This is a genomic window from Pontibacter sp. MBLB2868 (assembly GCF_051904785.1).
Lineage (GTDB): Bacteria > Bacteroidota > Bacteroidia > Cytophagales > Hymenobacteraceae > Pontibacter.
Window position 1 is genome coordinate 3,490,244 of sequence record NZ_CP196710.1, and the last position, 15,468, is coordinate 3,505,711.

A 15,468-nucleotide genomic window follows, 5' to 3' on the forward strand; every position below is an offset into this window, starting at 1 on the left:
TAAAATCCTACTCTCTACATGAAAGCACTTAAAGCATTCCTGGATTTCCTTGTGATCTCCTACATCGTGTTCACTGTTCTGCTACTCACAACCGTACTTAACGAAAACACAATTCTGAACATCCAAACAGACGAGCAGGTTCTGTTACTTTACAAAGCTATAGTTGCCATTGGCGGCGTGATCATGTTTGCAAGATTGCTGGCTAACCACCTTTACATCGCAGACCTGAAGCACGAGCAGCACCTTGCACAACTTAAAATAAACGGATTAAAAGCGGATCTTTACGAGAAACGACAGGAATTTAGAAGCAACAGCTACAAACCTCAAGCCGAGGAGATCGAGGCAGAGGTAAGGCTCCTTAAACAAGCATGACATCCACCACCATACTGGCAGAGTTAACGCAGGCACAGGAAGTGCTTCATGCGTTTTTATCCGATGCAAAAAACATAGCCTCTATCGAGCTTGCCGCAGATGCTATGGCTGAAGCCGTGAGCAAAGACGGCAAAATCCTGAGCTGTGGCAATGGCGGCTCCATGTGCGATGCCATGCACTTTGCCGAGGAACTAACCGGCCGCTACCGCGAAAACAGAAAAGCGATTCCAGCTATTGCCATCTCTGATGCCAGCCACTTGAGCTGCGTTGGCAACGACTATGGCTACGACTCTGTTTTCTCCCGTTACCTGGAGGCGCTCGGTAACCAGGGAGACGTGCTTTTAGCGATCAGTACGAGCGGCAATTCAGGCAACGTACTGAAAGCCGCTGAGACAGCTAAAGCAAAAGGCATGAAAGTGGTGGGCCTAACAGGCAAGGACGGTGGAAAACTGGCAGATTTGTGTGATGTTGAAATCCGCGTTCCACACTTTGGCTTTGCTGATCGGGTTCAGGAGATACACATTAAAGTTATTCATATACTTATTCTGCTGCTTGAGCAAAAGCTAGTATAAAAGACAACGTGCATTTACAAGCACCCAAAGTATACCCGCAGCTTTTGTCGTGATAGTTGCGGGTTTTTTTTTAAATGGAGGACAGTCACCGCAAGTCACCCGGTGCACAGAATTTATACGCTCGTAAACGCTGCTCTCTTCTTTAACTATTTACTGCCGTAAAATTCTCTCCCCGATGCCATAAGGTGCGTATGTAATGGAGGTTGCGCTCCGGGTACAAGCAGGAAGCAGCATCGGTTTATGAAACACTACTTATTTTTTATTCTGGCTATAAGCCTACTTGCCTGTCAGCCTCAGGTTAACAACGATCTAACAGAAGAGACCCAGCCCCAGGCCGCTGACACAGCAGCTTTAGCACCTGCAAGCACCGAAGCACCCGACTCCGCTTTTCTTATAGTACCCGGCGAAAGTATAGGTGAGATAAATCTGCTAATGCCTGCCAATGAACTGTATAGCATTATGGGCAAAGCTGATAGCGGTGATGCTGCGATGGGTAAATCATTGCAGTTCTGGATCAGCAATGATCCAAAAGGCAAACGCAGCTACGTGGCAGCGTATACCGTCAACAATTTCGATGGCAGTGGTTCCCCTCCAAAAGTGCAGCAGATACAGGTTACTGCTTCCGGTTACAAAACCAAAAGCGGCATCGGCACTGGTGATACGTTTGCCAGAGTTCGTAAAGAGTTCAGCAATCTGCGGCCACTTGCATACTATACTAACCAAATGAAACAGCAGGTTTACATTTACGATGATCAACCACAAGGCATAGCCTTTGAAATTACTATTCCCGACAGTACTTGCACAGCAATCACTGTGCATCCGAAAGGCGAAAATGTAACAGAAACATACTTACCTATCCACCCAGACATGACCAGGTTAAAAGGCGATACGCTTCAGTAGCGGCAGCGACTTCCATCAATTTTTATTTGATGTTGCAAGAGGTTTCTTTCTTAAGTTCAATATTTAGAACTTTGTAGCTTGGCCTCGTGTTAGCGCACAGATTACCTGCAATTTTTTACCGGGATAACTTATACCAGATGCTTATTAAATCATTCGGCAGTGCCGTACAGGGCGTACATGCCTACACCGTAACCGTAGAAGTTAATGTTAGTGCCGGCACCAGATACTACCTGGTTGGCCTCCCGGATAATGCGGTAAAAGAAGGCGAGCAGCGCATAGAGTCTGCCTTGAAGCAGTACAATTTTAAAATGCCCCGCCAGAAAGTTGTTATCAACATGGCACCCGCCGATATTCGCAAAGAGGGTACAGCGTATGACTTAACCATCGCAATGGGAATATTGGCCGCCTCGGGTCAGATAGCTACTGAGAAAATCTCACAGTATATGATAATGGGTGAGTTATCTCTGGATGGATCGTTACGGCCAATAAAAGGTGTATTGCCTATTGCTATCCAGGCCCGCAAAGAAGGCTTCAAGGGGTTTATACTTCCAACACAAAATGCACAGGAAGCTGCCATTGTAAATAACCTGGATGTGATCGGTGTCAGCAATATTCTGGAGGCCATCAATTTTCTTGACGGGAAAAGCGACATCATTCCTTTAACTATTGATACCCGTGATATTTTCCAGAGTACCGTAGATCAATATGCCGCTGACTTTGCCGATGTACAGGGCCAGGAGAATATCAAGCGTGCTTTAGAGATCGCTGCCGCAGGTGGGCATAACGTCATCATGATCGGCCCTCCAGGTGCAGGTAAAACCATGCTGGCTAAACGACTTCCGTCTGTGCTTCCGCCATTATCCATGCACGAAGCACTGGAAACAACGAAGATACACTCTGTGGCAGGCAAACTGGGCGAAGCAGCCTCTTTGCTGACAACGCGCCCTTACCGCTCGCCCCATCATACTATATCTGATGTAGCTTTAGTAGGAGGTGGCAGTAATCCGCAGCCAGGCGAGATCTCCCTTTCTCATAATGGGGTACTATTCCTGGATGAACTCCCGGAATTTAAGCGCACCGTGCTGGAGGTAATGCGCCAGCCGCTTGAAGAGCGGCGTGTAACGATCTCGAGGGCCAAAACAACCATCGACTTCCCTGCTAATTTTATGCTGGTGGCAAGCATGAACCCCTGCCCCTGCGGTTATTATAACCACCCGGAAAAAGAATGTGTGTGCGGCCCAGGCGTGGTGCAGCGTTACCTTAATAAGGTGAGTGGCCCTCTTCTGGACAGGATCGACCTGCACGTAGAGGTGACACCGGTAACTTTTGATGAGATGACTGCCACCCGAAAATCAGAGGACAGCGCCACTGTAAGGGAAAGAGTAGTGCAGGCCCGGGACCTGCAGACAGAACGTTTTAAGGAGACCCCTGCAGTGCACTCCAATGCGATGATGCCATCGCAGATGGTAAAAGAAATTTGCCAGATAAACGAAGCAGGACGCACCCTTCTGAAGACAGCAATGGAGCGCCTGGGGTTATCGGCCCGTGCTTATGACCGCATCCTGAAAGTGAGCAGAACCATTGCTGACCTGGCAGGAAGTGAAAATATAAAAATTGAACATTTAGCAGAAGCTATACAATACAGAAGCTTGGACCGAGAAGGCTGGGCAGGATAATTCAGAACTACTTAATTTATACATAGATAGCTATTTAGCGATAAGCAGCGGCATATTATGTCGCTGCTTTTTTATTTGCAGTTGCACCATATGCTTCACATAAAATACTATTACCTCAACAAAATTATTTGCTAATTCTTAGACTTTTTAAATATCCTGTCGTAAGAGGCTTACATCAGGCAGATAGTTCTTACTGCCGGCCTGGAGAATACTTTTAATTACATGAATTTAGAAACAATGAAAAAGACACTTATATTATTCGTTTTAGCAATGGTAACCACGGTTGCCGCACAGGCACAAATGCAAGCCCCGCGATTTGGAATAAGAGCAGGTGCGAACTACTCCGGCTTTTCTGGTGATGATGCCGATAACCTTGATAGGCTTTTTGGTTTTCATGCCGGTGTTACATCACAATTTATGCTTTCCAGTGATGGTTTCTTTGCAATACAGCCAGAGCTTTTATTCTCTACAAAAGGAGCCGAGTCGAAAGATGACAGCTTTAAGTATAAGATCAGTTATTTAGATGTGCCCGTACTAGCACGTATCAATGCCGGACCATTATACTTTGAAGGCGGCCCCCAGGCTTCCTTCCGCATTGGCGGCGACATTGAGTCTAATGGTGTGAATATAGATGATAACCTGGACCAGTTTAAGCGTACTAGTTTTGGTTATGCGGCAGGTATTGGCTTTGCTTCCACCCCATTAGGTTTAAGCCTTGGTGTGCGTTATAATGGTGACATCTCAAAACTTTATGATAACGAAAACGTTTCAGATGCACGGAACAACCTATTTATGTTAACACTTGGTTATACATTCCCGACCAGATAACGCAGACTACCTGTTAGTATAAAATATTACTATGGAAAGTTAGAGCCCGGCGCTTGTCGGGCTCTATCCATTAGTTAACTCCCCCGGCACTTCCACCGACTCCGTTAAAACCAATATTTACACTTCATATATAGGCAATGTTAATATTTTGGCCCGCTTGTTGCTATGCTATGTTTGCATGCATATTACGGTTTAACTGCCCGAAAAAAGCCTTTAAATTTTTATCGCTAACCATCAGGTAGTTGTATCAAAATCTTAAACATTGAATAAAAATTTGAGTCTTAACTTATCTTATTTACCGCATACTGCTCGTTAATCAGGGCGTATCAAAACATTTTTATGATTATGAAAAAGTTATTTTTTGTATTTGCATTTGTACTAGCCTCTTTCTCTTTCGCTCAGGCACAATCATTTGGTATCAGAGGTGGTGCTAATCTTTCTAATCTATCAGGAGATTTGCGTAACGAAGACCGCTATGAAAACAAGTTTGGTTTTCACGCAGGTGTTACTCTTAATTTTGGTATTGTTGATGAGTTTTTCTCTATTCAGCCGGAACTGTTGTACTCTAACAAAGGCTTTAAAAATGCCGATGAAGAGTTTACTACTCCCCTTGGTACTTATAAGCGCACAGGTAATGTAAACTATAATTACCTGGACCTTCCTATACTTGCCAAGATCAAAGCTGGCCCTTTATACTTTGAGGCGGGCCCACAAGCATCCTACCTGCTAAGCGTAAATAATGCTACCAAGGAGTACTTTAATGGTAACCTGCAGTCTTCCACAACTACAGAGAGAGACAAAGATGGTCTGAAAGAATTTGAACTAGGCTATGCTGCAGGTGTAGGGCTTATGTCCAGAAGTGGTATTAGTTTAGGTTTACGTTATAACGGAAGCTTAACTGATTTTGTAGACAAAGACACTGAGGAGTATTTTGATGGTGACCTAACCAACGCACGTCACTCTACTATTATGCTAACATTAGGCTTTACAATACCATCAGCAAAATAAATTCTTATTATTTAGCTTTATTTAGCTACTTACAATTTTTGCCGGCTCTGCCTTTCAGGTAGGGCCGGCTTTTTTTTTTGCGTATCCTACTTCAAACTATTTTTTGCCAACTATAGTAAAACTATAAGCCTCACCACTGCATATATGCTATGAAAAAGACGCTCTTTGTATTCCTGCTTATACTTGCTCCTGTTATTGTGACACATGCTCAGTTTGCCAGGTTTGGGGCAAAAGTAGGCGGCGGCTTCACCTCGGTTAAAGGTGATGACGCTTCATCTGATTTCACAAATTACCTGGCAGGTTTTCATGGCGGTTTTATAGGAAGCTACGAATTTGTATCAAAGCTGGCCGTACAGGCTGAGCTTGAGTATGATCAGAAAGGGTTTACGTACGATAACTACCCTCTTAGCCCGACTGAAGCACTCGTTGATGACCATCGGCTGCACTACCTGACCCTACCACTACAATTAAAACTTCAGAAAGGCGGATTGTTTGTTTTAGGTGGACCTTACGTTGGGTACTTGGTGGCAGAAGGAACAAAAGTCAGGATACTGGACAGTGCCACACTCGAGGACCCTGAGCCAGTAGAACTAGGTAAATACCCGCTGCACATTAGCGATTTTGAACGGTGGGATTACGGCTATACCGTTGGTCTTGGCATTGAACTGGATAATGGCTTCTTTATGAGCTTCCATAACACTGGCGGATTTAAATCTTTCTCCAAAGAACTTGATCAGAAAAACGTTGTCTTTAAGCTAAGCATTGGATACCTGATGCGCCCTGTGCTTCCTTAACAGCCTCAAAAGATTTATAAAAAACAAAGGGCTTGCTACTTCTGTAGCAAGCCCTTTGTTTTTTATAAATCCCAATGTTATTTACTCATCTCAGCATAGTGCTTGTAGAACAACGGAATTGTTTCGATACCTTTCATGTAATTAAAAACTCCGAAATGCTCATTTGGCGAATGGATTGCATCTGAATCAAGACCAAAACCCATCAATACCGAGTCAAGGCCAAGCTCTGATTTGAACATTGAAACTATCGGAATTGAACCACCGCTACGGACAGGGATTGGCTTTACCCCAAATGTCTCTTCATACGCCTTAGAAGCAGCTTTATAGGCAACAGAATCAGTAGGGGTAACTACCGGTTCACCGCCATGGTGTGGCTTTACCACTACGCTCACACTGGCAGGAGCTATACTTTCAAAATGCTTTCTAAACTTCTCTGTTATTTCTTCTGAAGTCTGGTGTGGCACCAGGCGCATGGAGATCTTGGCAAAGGCCTTAGAAGGGATCACTGTTTTGGCCCCTTCACCTGTATAGCCGCCCCAGATACCGTTCACATCCAACGTCGGCCTGATCGAATTGCGCTCCATGGTTACATAACCCGCCTCGCCATGCACGTCTTTCAGGTCAAGAGATTTCTTATACTTCTCCAGGTCAAAGGGAGCACGCGCCATTTCAGCACGCTCTTCCTGGCTCAATTCATCTACATTGTCGTAAAAACCAGGTATGGTAATATGATTGTTTTCGTCGTGCAACGAAGCAATCATCTGGCACAGGATATTGATCGGGTTAGCCACTGCACCACCGTAAAGGCCGGAATGCAGATCGCGGTTAGGGCCGGTAACTTCCACTTCTACATAACTCATGCCTCGCAGACCAGTAGTTATAGAAGGTGTATCGTTGCCCAGCATACCCGTATCAGAGATTAGGATCACATCTCCCTTCAGCCTTTCTTTGTTCTCTTTCACAAAAGTGGCCAGATTAGCAGAACCTACTTCCTCCTCTCCTTCGATCATAAACTTTACGTTGCAGGCCAGCGTGCCTGTGCGCACCATTGTCTCGAATGCTTTCACGTGCATGTACATCTGCCCTTTATCGTCGCAAGCGCCCCGTGCATAAATATTCCCATCTTTTATAACCGGTTCGAAAGGGGGTGAACTCCAGAGCTCGTAAGGGTCTGCAGGCTGTACATCATAGTGTCCGTATACAATCACGGTTGGCAGATCAGGACTTACCATCTTCTCACCATACACCACCGGATAACCTGCTGTTTCAACCAGCTCCACATGGTCAGCACCAGCATCTACCAGGCGTTGTTTCACGAACTCAGCCGTACCAAGCACATCTTGTTTAAACTTTGGGTCAGCGCTTACTGATGGTATGCGCAGCATGTCGAGCAGCTCGTTTATAAAACGGTCTTTGTTCTCATTGATATATTGATTTATCATAGCAGTGGATACGTTTTGGTTCAAACATAAAGTTACAAAAAAAAGCTACCCTTGCAGTAAAGGATAGCTTTTCAAAATATTACAGATTTTACAACTGGCAGAAAGCTGCCGCTATTTTTTTAGTCCCAGATTAATGTTGGCCTTACTTTCCTCGCCGGCAATTAACCGGTTAATGTTCTTGCGGTGTGTAAGTACAACTACGGCAAAAAGGATGAAGCCGAAAATTATCAGTATCGGGTTATCCGGGTGGAAGCGTGGCAACAGCAGTAGAATAGGGAAAGCTAGTGCTGCGATCATAGATCCCAGCGATACATAACGCGATGTAAATAGCACGATCACAAAGATAACCATACACATTAACGCCACTTCAGTTTGGATGGCAAGCATCATACCCAGAAGAGTAGCAACGCCTTTACCTCCCTTAAAATGCTCGTAAACCGGAAAAATATGTCCTACTACAGCCAAAGCACCCATTATAAGCTGAAAGTATACCAGGTTGTCAGCAGATATAACATTAAAGATCACAAGTAAGCCCGCCAACGACGTAGCTACCCAGCCTTTAAAAATATCGATCAGCATAACTGCCGTTCCCGGCTTTTTACCTAAAACACGAAATGTATTGGTGGCACCGGAATTACCACTGCCATGCTGCCTGATATCAATTCCGTAATAGGCTTTACCCAGCCAAACGGCTGTAGATATAGAGCCGATCAGGTAAGCAGCTACAAATAATATTGCTGTTAATAAAATGTCCATGTATACACAACTCGTTTTAGCCTTCAGACTCCTCCATCCCTACAATAAAGTACACTGAAAGGCACTTGTCTGGTTCTAAAGGAAGCCCAAATATAGGCATAACTTAATTTAAACTCCAAAAATCAAGTTTCTCTTAAACTATATACGGGATGTCTAAAGTTCCTGGTTAATTTCCTTTCTCATCCTTATTTTTCTTTTTCTTCTCTTTTTTCTGACTATCTGTTGTATCTGTTACTTTTTGTGTGGGCTCCGCCTGCGGTTGCGGCTGTACCGCCGTCGCTTTAAAGCCTGTTTCTCCATTCAGATAGTTTTTTCTAAAGTGGTCAAGAAAGATATTCTTATCCATTTCTTCGCCAGAATATACGTCATAATTAGTGCTTACACCACGTCTCCCTTTAGATTTGGACTGTACTTGCTTGCTTAAGCCGTCATCAGATGAGGCGATGGTAAGCCCATTTTCAAAGAAATTGATGTAATACCATGAGTTCGGATTTGCCTCCAGGTAAAGTGATACAGCCGGCTCCCCGTTCAGATCCTGCTTCACTTCCAGGTATCCATCCAGTTGCGCATTGATATCCTCTTTCATTGTGCTGGCTACGCTGATCTTACCTACACTGTACCATGCATTTTGCTCATTAGACCAACGCAGGTTCACTTTATTCAGGAGCAGGCTTCGCACTAGTTTGCCAGACAGCTCCGGCAATGGCACATACCCTGTGGCAGAACGCTGCTTATATTGACGCACATCTCTGTCGCCTACAAAACCGGCAAGTTTATACAGGGCTGCATCGTTGTTTTCAACTGCCTCCGGTGCACCACCAACATTGTCTTTTAAAGACTCTGCAAATGCTGCCATTATATTTTTATGGGCAGTTAGATCCAACGCTATAAAAGTATCTAGTTCATACTGGCTACTGTCCACGTTTGCATCACCACTACCCGAAACCTCCATAGAGAAATTCTTCATAGGGCTTACCAGGTTCATCATACCTTCAAAATGAATGGTATTAGAAGCTTCGTTGTAAAGCAGCATGTTACCTTCATAAGAATCTGAGTAGGCACGCCCTTCCCTTCCCATCTTAAACTCGCTCTTGTCTTTGTTGTAAGACAGCAAGCCATCTACTACAAAAAGATCAAGGTCATCGTCGGCCTGCTTCTTTGAAACAAGGGTATTATAAAGTTTTGAACTGGCTTTGGATACGTGCAGACCTGTATAAAGCGGAGTACCATCTGCAGTCTTTGGTTTAGTGATCGGAATACGTACTGTTCTTGGGTCCAGTGATTCCTGCTTATAAGAGAACCAATCTGAATCTGATGGATTACCTGTAAAGTTAAGCTTCAGGTCTCCGTCAAAGTCAAAGTTCTCATTCATGGCATGCATCACGATTTTACCACGGTACAAAATGCGGGGGAATACATAAAATGGATTCTTTTCATCCGTATTGGCCTCGGCAAATGTATAAATTGGTTTCTTCTTCTCGCGTGGGTTACCATACACAAAATTGGAGAACTGTAACCGGAAAGAGTCTGAAGCCGCATTCAAATAATCGTGCATCGCTGTGGCCGTCATGGAGTTTCTGGACAAAATATTAATAGTACCTGCATATAATTTGTGGTATTGCTGCAGGCTATCAGCCAGGATCCGGGCATTACGGAGTGTTTTGATAGTAGCATCTGCGGCTACCGCTACTTTACCGCTATCCGGCACTACATAAGAGTCTCCTACTGTGATGTAAGGCACACCACCGGCAAGCACAGTATTTGCTTTCAGGTCATACATACCGCTGGCGGCCATAAACCGTAGCCCTTCCTGCTTTGGATGCATGGAGTAGAACCAGTTCTTGTTGCCATTCTCATCCGCCTTTAGGCTCACGTTCTGCTGGTTCATGTCCCAGCGGGCACTGTTCATTGAAGTTTTGTACTGCGCTTTCGGGAATTCTATACTTGCCACACCCTTTTGCTCACTTTCAAAATCTACAAAGCCTTTTACCAAGTCATATTTAAAAGCCATGTCCTGCGCTTTGATAGCTGGTTTACCAGCCACGTCTGATTTAGCGATCATAGTGGCATGGTTGCCACTTATCTCCCTTTGCTTAAAGTAAAGCTCCTGCGAGGTTACATTTGCCACCGGGTTATCCACCACGCCGGCTCCATATAAACCGCCCGGGGATAGCTTGGCCACTCCTTTGAAATCAAACTCTTCTTTGTAGATCTTCATCGGCTCTTTCTGCGTCTGAATATACATGGTATCTGCTTGCGGCAACCATTTCAGGTCGAAACCGGCAAGTTTGGCTACCGGAAACTTAGTGCCTCCCAAGCTGGCCTCTGCAATAGCAGCGGAGCCACCAACTTTAGTGACAACAGAATTTTTAAAGTAAGTATAAACAGGAGACTGCAAGGTAGCCGTAAGGTATGTCAGTTTGCCTTTACTCTGAATGCCGCTGGAGCTCATCATAATGGTATCGTACGCAATACCTTTACCTCCGTAAGCAGCCAGGCCTTTTGCAGTTGGCTGGTAATAGAAGCCCAGGGTTTTGTCAGGCATCATCAACAGCTTTGTTTTGATTGGCGGGAAAATACCCCCGGAATTGAAAGTGCCCTCAAACCCGATCACATTCTTACCTGCGCTAAGGCTATCGAGCTTAAAAGGTGGAATGTCAAAATATACGGTACTATCATACGCGCCACCTGCCACGTCTGGGCGTGCAAAGGCAACCTGTGCTCCCATAGGCGCATCAAACTTCGGGTATTCCGCAAAATGCTCCTCCCCTGATTTATTGTTTGGCTTATCGATATAGAGTTTACCTGATAGCGCACGACCTTTTCCTGTTAACACCTGGCTGGTCATTTTTCCCGAACGACGTTGCCTTGCCATCAGGGCGATGGTATCCAGTTTCACCAGATCAATAGAAAACTCATCATAATTGAACCTGAACTTACTGCCTTTAAAAGCTAAGCTACTGGCAAATACATTTCCGTCAAACTCGATATCACGGTTTTTAAGAATATGTACTTCACTATTCCTGGGAGTGATAAACACACTGGCTGTATCATTATTGAACGTGATCTTATCTACACCACGCACCGTAAGCTTGTTGTCTGCCAGGTTTAAAGTTGCATTCCGCCCCGATGGCACTACTGACCTTATGATCAGGTGGTCATAATCTGCCAGGCTACGTGATGACTTTACGTAATGCCAGGCCTTTTCCTTTAGCTCAACATAACCGGATATAGGTTCATAGTCAATGTAGCCGGCATGTTGCATGGTGAGTGCAGCTTCTTTTATCGCCTTCTCGCTTAGCTTAGTGGCGCGTGCCACTTCAGAAGTATAAAATGTATTGCTTTTAGATTTAGCACCATACCCCACCAGCACCTGTAACGGATGAAAAGGGGCTATCCCCACCATTTGCTGGTATCGGTTGTTAGAATAATAATGCTTTGACTCCAACTGCACCGGCACAAGCGTTTTTGTGTTGATTATTGAGAAGTCAAGGTTTTGGGCGCTTAGGTCCCAAAGCAAACGCTCTGCTGTAATTTCAAGCTTATGGTAAGTATCGTAAAACGGTGTGCTGGCATAGGGGCCTTTATCCTTTGTAAGAGTTAGCACTTGTTTGGGCTTGGAAAAACGCAGCTGCATTGCCGGGTGTGTCAGGGAGTCTTTTTGCTGATAAATAACTACCGAAGCCCTGCTTGCTGTTATTAAAGAGTCGTTAATGGTGAAACTACGGGCTGTAGACCTGAATTTTCGCTCATTGTTATACGACACCACAATTTCAGAAAGGCTATTATCCAAAGACTTACTTCCTACAGCATTTCCTACTAATGAGAAACCACCCGTGTACCTAATGTTACTGCCTAGTGTTTTGAGCTGTGCATCATTCGTAAAGGAAAAGAATTTCGGGTACGGATATTCGCTTGTTTTACGCTTCCCGCTGATCCATTCCATGGCTCCCTCAACTGGTTGAGCAAGTACAGCAGGGTATGTAATTGTTACATCCGGGGCTTTAAACCCCGCAAAAGAAGTATTAAAACTATACTTGTTGATAACAGCAGCTACAGGCTCCCCGTTTACATTCCAATTAAAAGCACCACCCTCGCCAACAAACATGTTGTTGGCCAGCATAAGCTGCCCCTGCGTATTTTTTATTGCTGTAGAATCCCAGGGTGTAACAAATGTTATCGTCAGGTTTTCTAATTTAAGTACAGGCCCTGTTGGTTTGGGCTGCTCTGGAATAAACTGGCGCTTTATGCTTTCTTTCCTGTTCTTCTCCGTCTTTTTATTGTCCTCCTTCTTAGGAGCGGCAGTAATTGTTCCCCAACCATCATCCTCTATCACTTCTCCCTTATCATTTACCTCATCGTCCCATGAGTTATCCCAGGTGCTGCCGGCGTCTGCTGTTGCTTCTGCTGATTTGCCACCTCCTTCGTAAGAAAAGCTAAAATTACCCTTTGAGGCCCGCAGACTATAGTATGAGTTCTGAAAAAGACGGTTTTTACTTAAATATAAACTTGCCGCACTTAAAAATTTCTCAAGTTGCTTGCCATCCTCCTGCTGCACCGCCTTTGCAGTAACTTCCAGCATTTCGTCGATCTGCTTCCCTTGCATGTTCTGGGTATTTACACCAGCGATTACCATGGTAAAGAAATCAGAGAAATGCGGATTAACACGCATCCGCTTCTTGTACAGATTCTGCGCAATGTCTATAACTTCTTTCTGCTGCTTTGCCGTGAGCCGGCCACTGTCCCATACCTGCTGCAGGTCGGCAGCCAGTTTTTCAGGATTCTCTGCTTTGCCGTAGATAAGCATCGCTTTTGCATCAGCCACAAAACTTTCAGGCTTATCCGAAAGTTTTGTCTGGGCCTGCGCAGTAAAAATTGTCAAGAAGAAAAGGAAGGGTAAAAGTTTGTGCCTCATAGCGGGTGGTTTATTAGCTTGAGAAATTAGGTTTAGATTGCTTTAAAAATGGCAGACACCCAGTTGTTCTTAACACGGTGCGATACATAACTGAGGCCAAGCTCAGATGCTCTTTCCTGTATCATTGGGAGGTCTTCGGTATAGAATCCGCTTAACAACAGCCAGCCTTCCGGCTTCAGTACAGCCTTGTAGGCAGGCATGTCATCTAAAAGCACATTGCGGTTGATGTTAGCAAGTATGATATCATAAGGCTGATCGCCTTCTATTGTCTCGGCTCCGCCTAAACGCACATCAATAGCATCGTAATTGTTGAGTGCGGCGTTCTCACGGGCATTTTCTACCGTCCAGTCCTCGATCTCAACTGCCACAATCTCAGAAGCCCCCAGTTCACCGGCCATAATAGCCAGAATGCCTGTACCGCAGCCCATGTCCAGCACACGTTTGCCGTGGTGGTCGAGTGTCAGCTGGTTCTCGATCATAAGTGTAGTAGTTTCGTGGTGGCCTGTCCCGAACGACATTTTTGGGTTGATCACGATGTCATACTTTGCGGCTGCAGGTTTCTCGTGAAACGAAGCTCTCACAGACACTTCGCCACCTATGAACAGGGGCTCAAAGTTCTTTTCCCATTCTTCGTTCCAGTTCTGGCGCTCAATTTTCTGCGTGGCATACTCCACCTGCACAAGATCTGCATAGCGGTTTAATACCTCCTCCAGTTCCTCCTGCGAGTACTTATCTTCATCAATGTAGGCGCTAAAGCCATCTTCTGTTTCAACAAAAGCGTCGAAGCCCAGTTCTCCCAACTCGGCTGTAAATATGTCCGCGAAATCCGCGTTCACTTTAAGGGTTACTTCTATAAAATCCATTTTTGTATTTATTCGCGGCAAGTGGCAAACGACCGCACATCAGTATAATGCACAGTAAAGTCTGCAAAATTACGGTTTTCGGTCACATATAGCACATGATCGGCAAAAGCTTTGCTTGGAGTAAGATACCAAATAGCAGTACCATCGGCAAACAGCTTATTATTTTCCCGGTACACTACCATGTTGGCAAAAGCCTCTTCCTCGTTCAGGAACACAGTATAGGAGGCTGTATTTTTATACTTTGGGTCACGCTCCAGGTAAACAGAGCCGTAAATCTTGCAATAATCCCGTGACGCAGCAGGTGCAGACACAGGTGCCGAAATTGTACTACCCGCAGGTAGTAGCGGCAGGAACGCCAGCCAAAGTGTAAAAAAAATATGCATACTCTAAAGTTAAAGAAAGATAACTATATGCGCTAACAAAAAAGGCTGCCGACAAATTGCACCGGCAGCCTTAATATTTTGAAAAACTTTTATTTAAAACGACTTGATTATAGCCGTAAAGTCACGGGACTTAAGCGAAGCACCACCTATCAGGCCACCATCCACATCTTCCTGGGCAAACAACTCCTGCGCGTTGCCAGGGTTACAGCTACCGCCATAAAGTATGGATGTGTTAAAAGCTGCCTCCGCGTCGAACATACGCGACAGCTGCTCACGGATGTAAGCGTGCATTTCCTGCGCCTGCTGGCTGCTGGCCGTACGGCCAGTGCCAATAGCCCAGATAGGCTCGTAGGCTACCACTACCTGATCAAACTCTTCGTTGCTCAGGTAAGAAAGGCTGTCGTGCAGTTGCTTGCCCACATACTCAAAATGGTTATCTGCATCGCGCTCTTCCAACGGCTCGCCGCAGCAGAAAATCGGTCTAAGGCCTTGCGCTATACTAGCTTTCAGTTTCTTATAAAGTGTCTGAGCATCTTCGTGGTGGTACATGCGGCGCTCACTGTGCCCGATAATCACGTACTCCGTGCCTACAGACTTGAGCATGCTTGCCGATACCTCCCCGGTAAACGCACCGCTATCGTGCTCGCTTACATTTTGGGCCGCCAGGTGCATCAGGTCGTTGCCCTGTGTTAGCTTACCAACGCTTTGCAGAAACGGGAACGGAGGTGCAATTACCACAGTCACTTCTCCGTTTACCTCATCTTTCACCATATTGTCGATCTCTGACACCAGCGAAAGCGCCTCTTCGTAGGTTTTGTTCATTTTCCAGTTGCCGGCAACGATTCGTTTTCTCATGTTCTATAGTTTGATAATAGGTTTTATACTTGTTTTAACAATCTCTGCTGCTTTACGGCAAGTTAATAAATTATGGTATACCTCCCCCTGCTCTCTGCTAAAAA

Annotated in this window: 13 protein-coding genes; 7 read left to right on the top strand and 6 right to left on the bottom strand. The window is 45.1% G+C overall.

Annotated features, from left to right (window positions below; all coding sequences use genetic code 11):
* Positions 1-18 precede the first annotated feature (18 nt).
* The 7 genes from ACSX1A_RS14885 (at position 19) to ACSX1A_RS14915 (ending at position 6,150) form a co-directional block, all read left to right on the top strand.
* Complete coding sequence (locus ACSX1A_RS14885; protein WP_439880430.1) at positions 19-372, top strand: hypothetical protein; 354 nt, start codon at positions 19-21, stop codon at positions 370-372.
* Positions 369-944 carry a D-sedoheptulose 7-phosphate isomerase gene (lpcA, locus tag ACSX1A_RS14890; protein ID WP_439880431.1) on the top strand — a complete coding sequence of 192 codons (576 nt, stop codon included), beginning with the start codon at positions 369-371 and terminating at the stop codon, positions 942-944. Before ACSX1A_RS14885 ends, lpcA begins: the two co-directional genes overlap by 4 nt.
* 240 nt (positions 945-1,184) lie before the next feature.
* Positions 1,185-1,844, top strand: a complete 660-nt coding sequence (locus ACSX1A_RS14895; protein WP_439880432.1) for a hypothetical protein — start codon at positions 1,185-1,187, stop codon at positions 1,842-1,844.
* 137 nt (positions 1,845-1,981) lie between these two features.
* A complete protein-coding gene (locus ACSX1A_RS14900) occupies positions 1,982-3,520 on the top strand; it encodes a YifB family Mg chelatase-like AAA ATPase (protein ID WP_439880433.1) in 1,539 nt (512 codons plus the stop codon).
* A gap of 237 nt (positions 3,521-3,757) precedes the next feature.
* A complete protein-coding gene (locus tag ACSX1A_RS14905) occupies positions 3,758-4,348 on the top strand; it encodes a porin family protein (protein ID WP_439880434.1) in 591 nt (196 codons plus the stop codon).
* 345 nt (positions 4,349-4,693) lie between these two features.
* Complete coding sequence (locus ACSX1A_RS14910) at positions 4,694-5,356, top strand: porin family protein (RefSeq protein WP_439880435.1); 663 nt, start codon at positions 4,694-4,696, stop codon at positions 5,354-5,356.
* A 149-nt stretch (positions 5,357-5,505) separates the two neighbouring features.
* Positions 5,506-6,150: a porin family protein gene (locus ACSX1A_RS14915; protein WP_439880436.1), complete on the top strand. Its 645-nt coding sequence runs from the start codon at positions 5,506-5,508 to the stop codon at positions 6,148-6,150.
* A gap of 77 nt (positions 6,151-6,227) precedes the next feature.
* Here ACSX1A_RS14915 and ACSX1A_RS14920 read toward each other — a convergent pair whose 3' ends face one another.
* The 6 genes from ACSX1A_RS14920 to tpiA all read right to left on the bottom strand — a co-directional run bounded on the left by ACSX1A_RS14920 (position 6,228) and on the right by tpiA (position 15,364).
* The gene (locus ACSX1A_RS14920) at positions 6,228-7,592 is read right to left on the bottom strand and encodes a dipeptidase (RefSeq protein ID WP_439880437.1); all 1,365 of its coding nucleotides are present in this window, start codon (positions 7,590-7,592) and stop codon (positions 6,228-6,230) included.
* Between the two features lie 111 nt (positions 7,593-7,703).
* The gene (gene plsY / locus ACSX1A_RS14925; RefSeq protein ID WP_439880438.1) at positions 7,704-8,348 is read right to left on the bottom strand and encodes a glycerol-3-phosphate 1-O-acyltransferase PlsY; all 645 of its coding nucleotides are present in this window, start codon (positions 8,346-8,348) and stop codon (positions 7,704-7,706) included.
* Positions 8,349-8,514: 166 nt separating this feature from the next.
* Positions 8,515-13,263, bottom strand: coding sequence for a hypothetical protein (locus ACSX1A_RS14930; RefSeq protein ID WP_439880439.1), 4,749 nt, complete (start codon positions 13,261-13,263; stop codon positions 8,515-8,517).
* 32 nt (positions 13,264-13,295) lie between these two features.
* The gene (prmA, locus tag ACSX1A_RS14935) at positions 13,296-14,126 is read right to left on the bottom strand and encodes a 50S ribosomal protein L11 methyltransferase (RefSeq protein ID WP_439880440.1); all 831 of its coding nucleotides are present in this window, start codon (positions 14,124-14,126) and stop codon (positions 13,296-13,298) included.
* Between the two features lie 8 nt (positions 14,127-14,134).
* Positions 14,135-14,509: a DUF6150 family protein gene (locus ACSX1A_RS14940; RefSeq protein ID WP_439880441.1), complete on the bottom strand. Its 375-nt coding sequence runs from the start codon at positions 14,507-14,509 to the stop codon at positions 14,135-14,137.
* 93 nt (positions 14,510-14,602) lie between these two features.
* A complete protein-coding gene (gene tpiA / locus ACSX1A_RS14945) occupies positions 14,603-15,364 on the bottom strand; it encodes a triose-phosphate isomerase (RefSeq protein ID WP_439880442.1) in 762 nt (253 codons plus the stop codon).
* Positions 15,365-15,468: the final 104 nt, after the last annotated feature.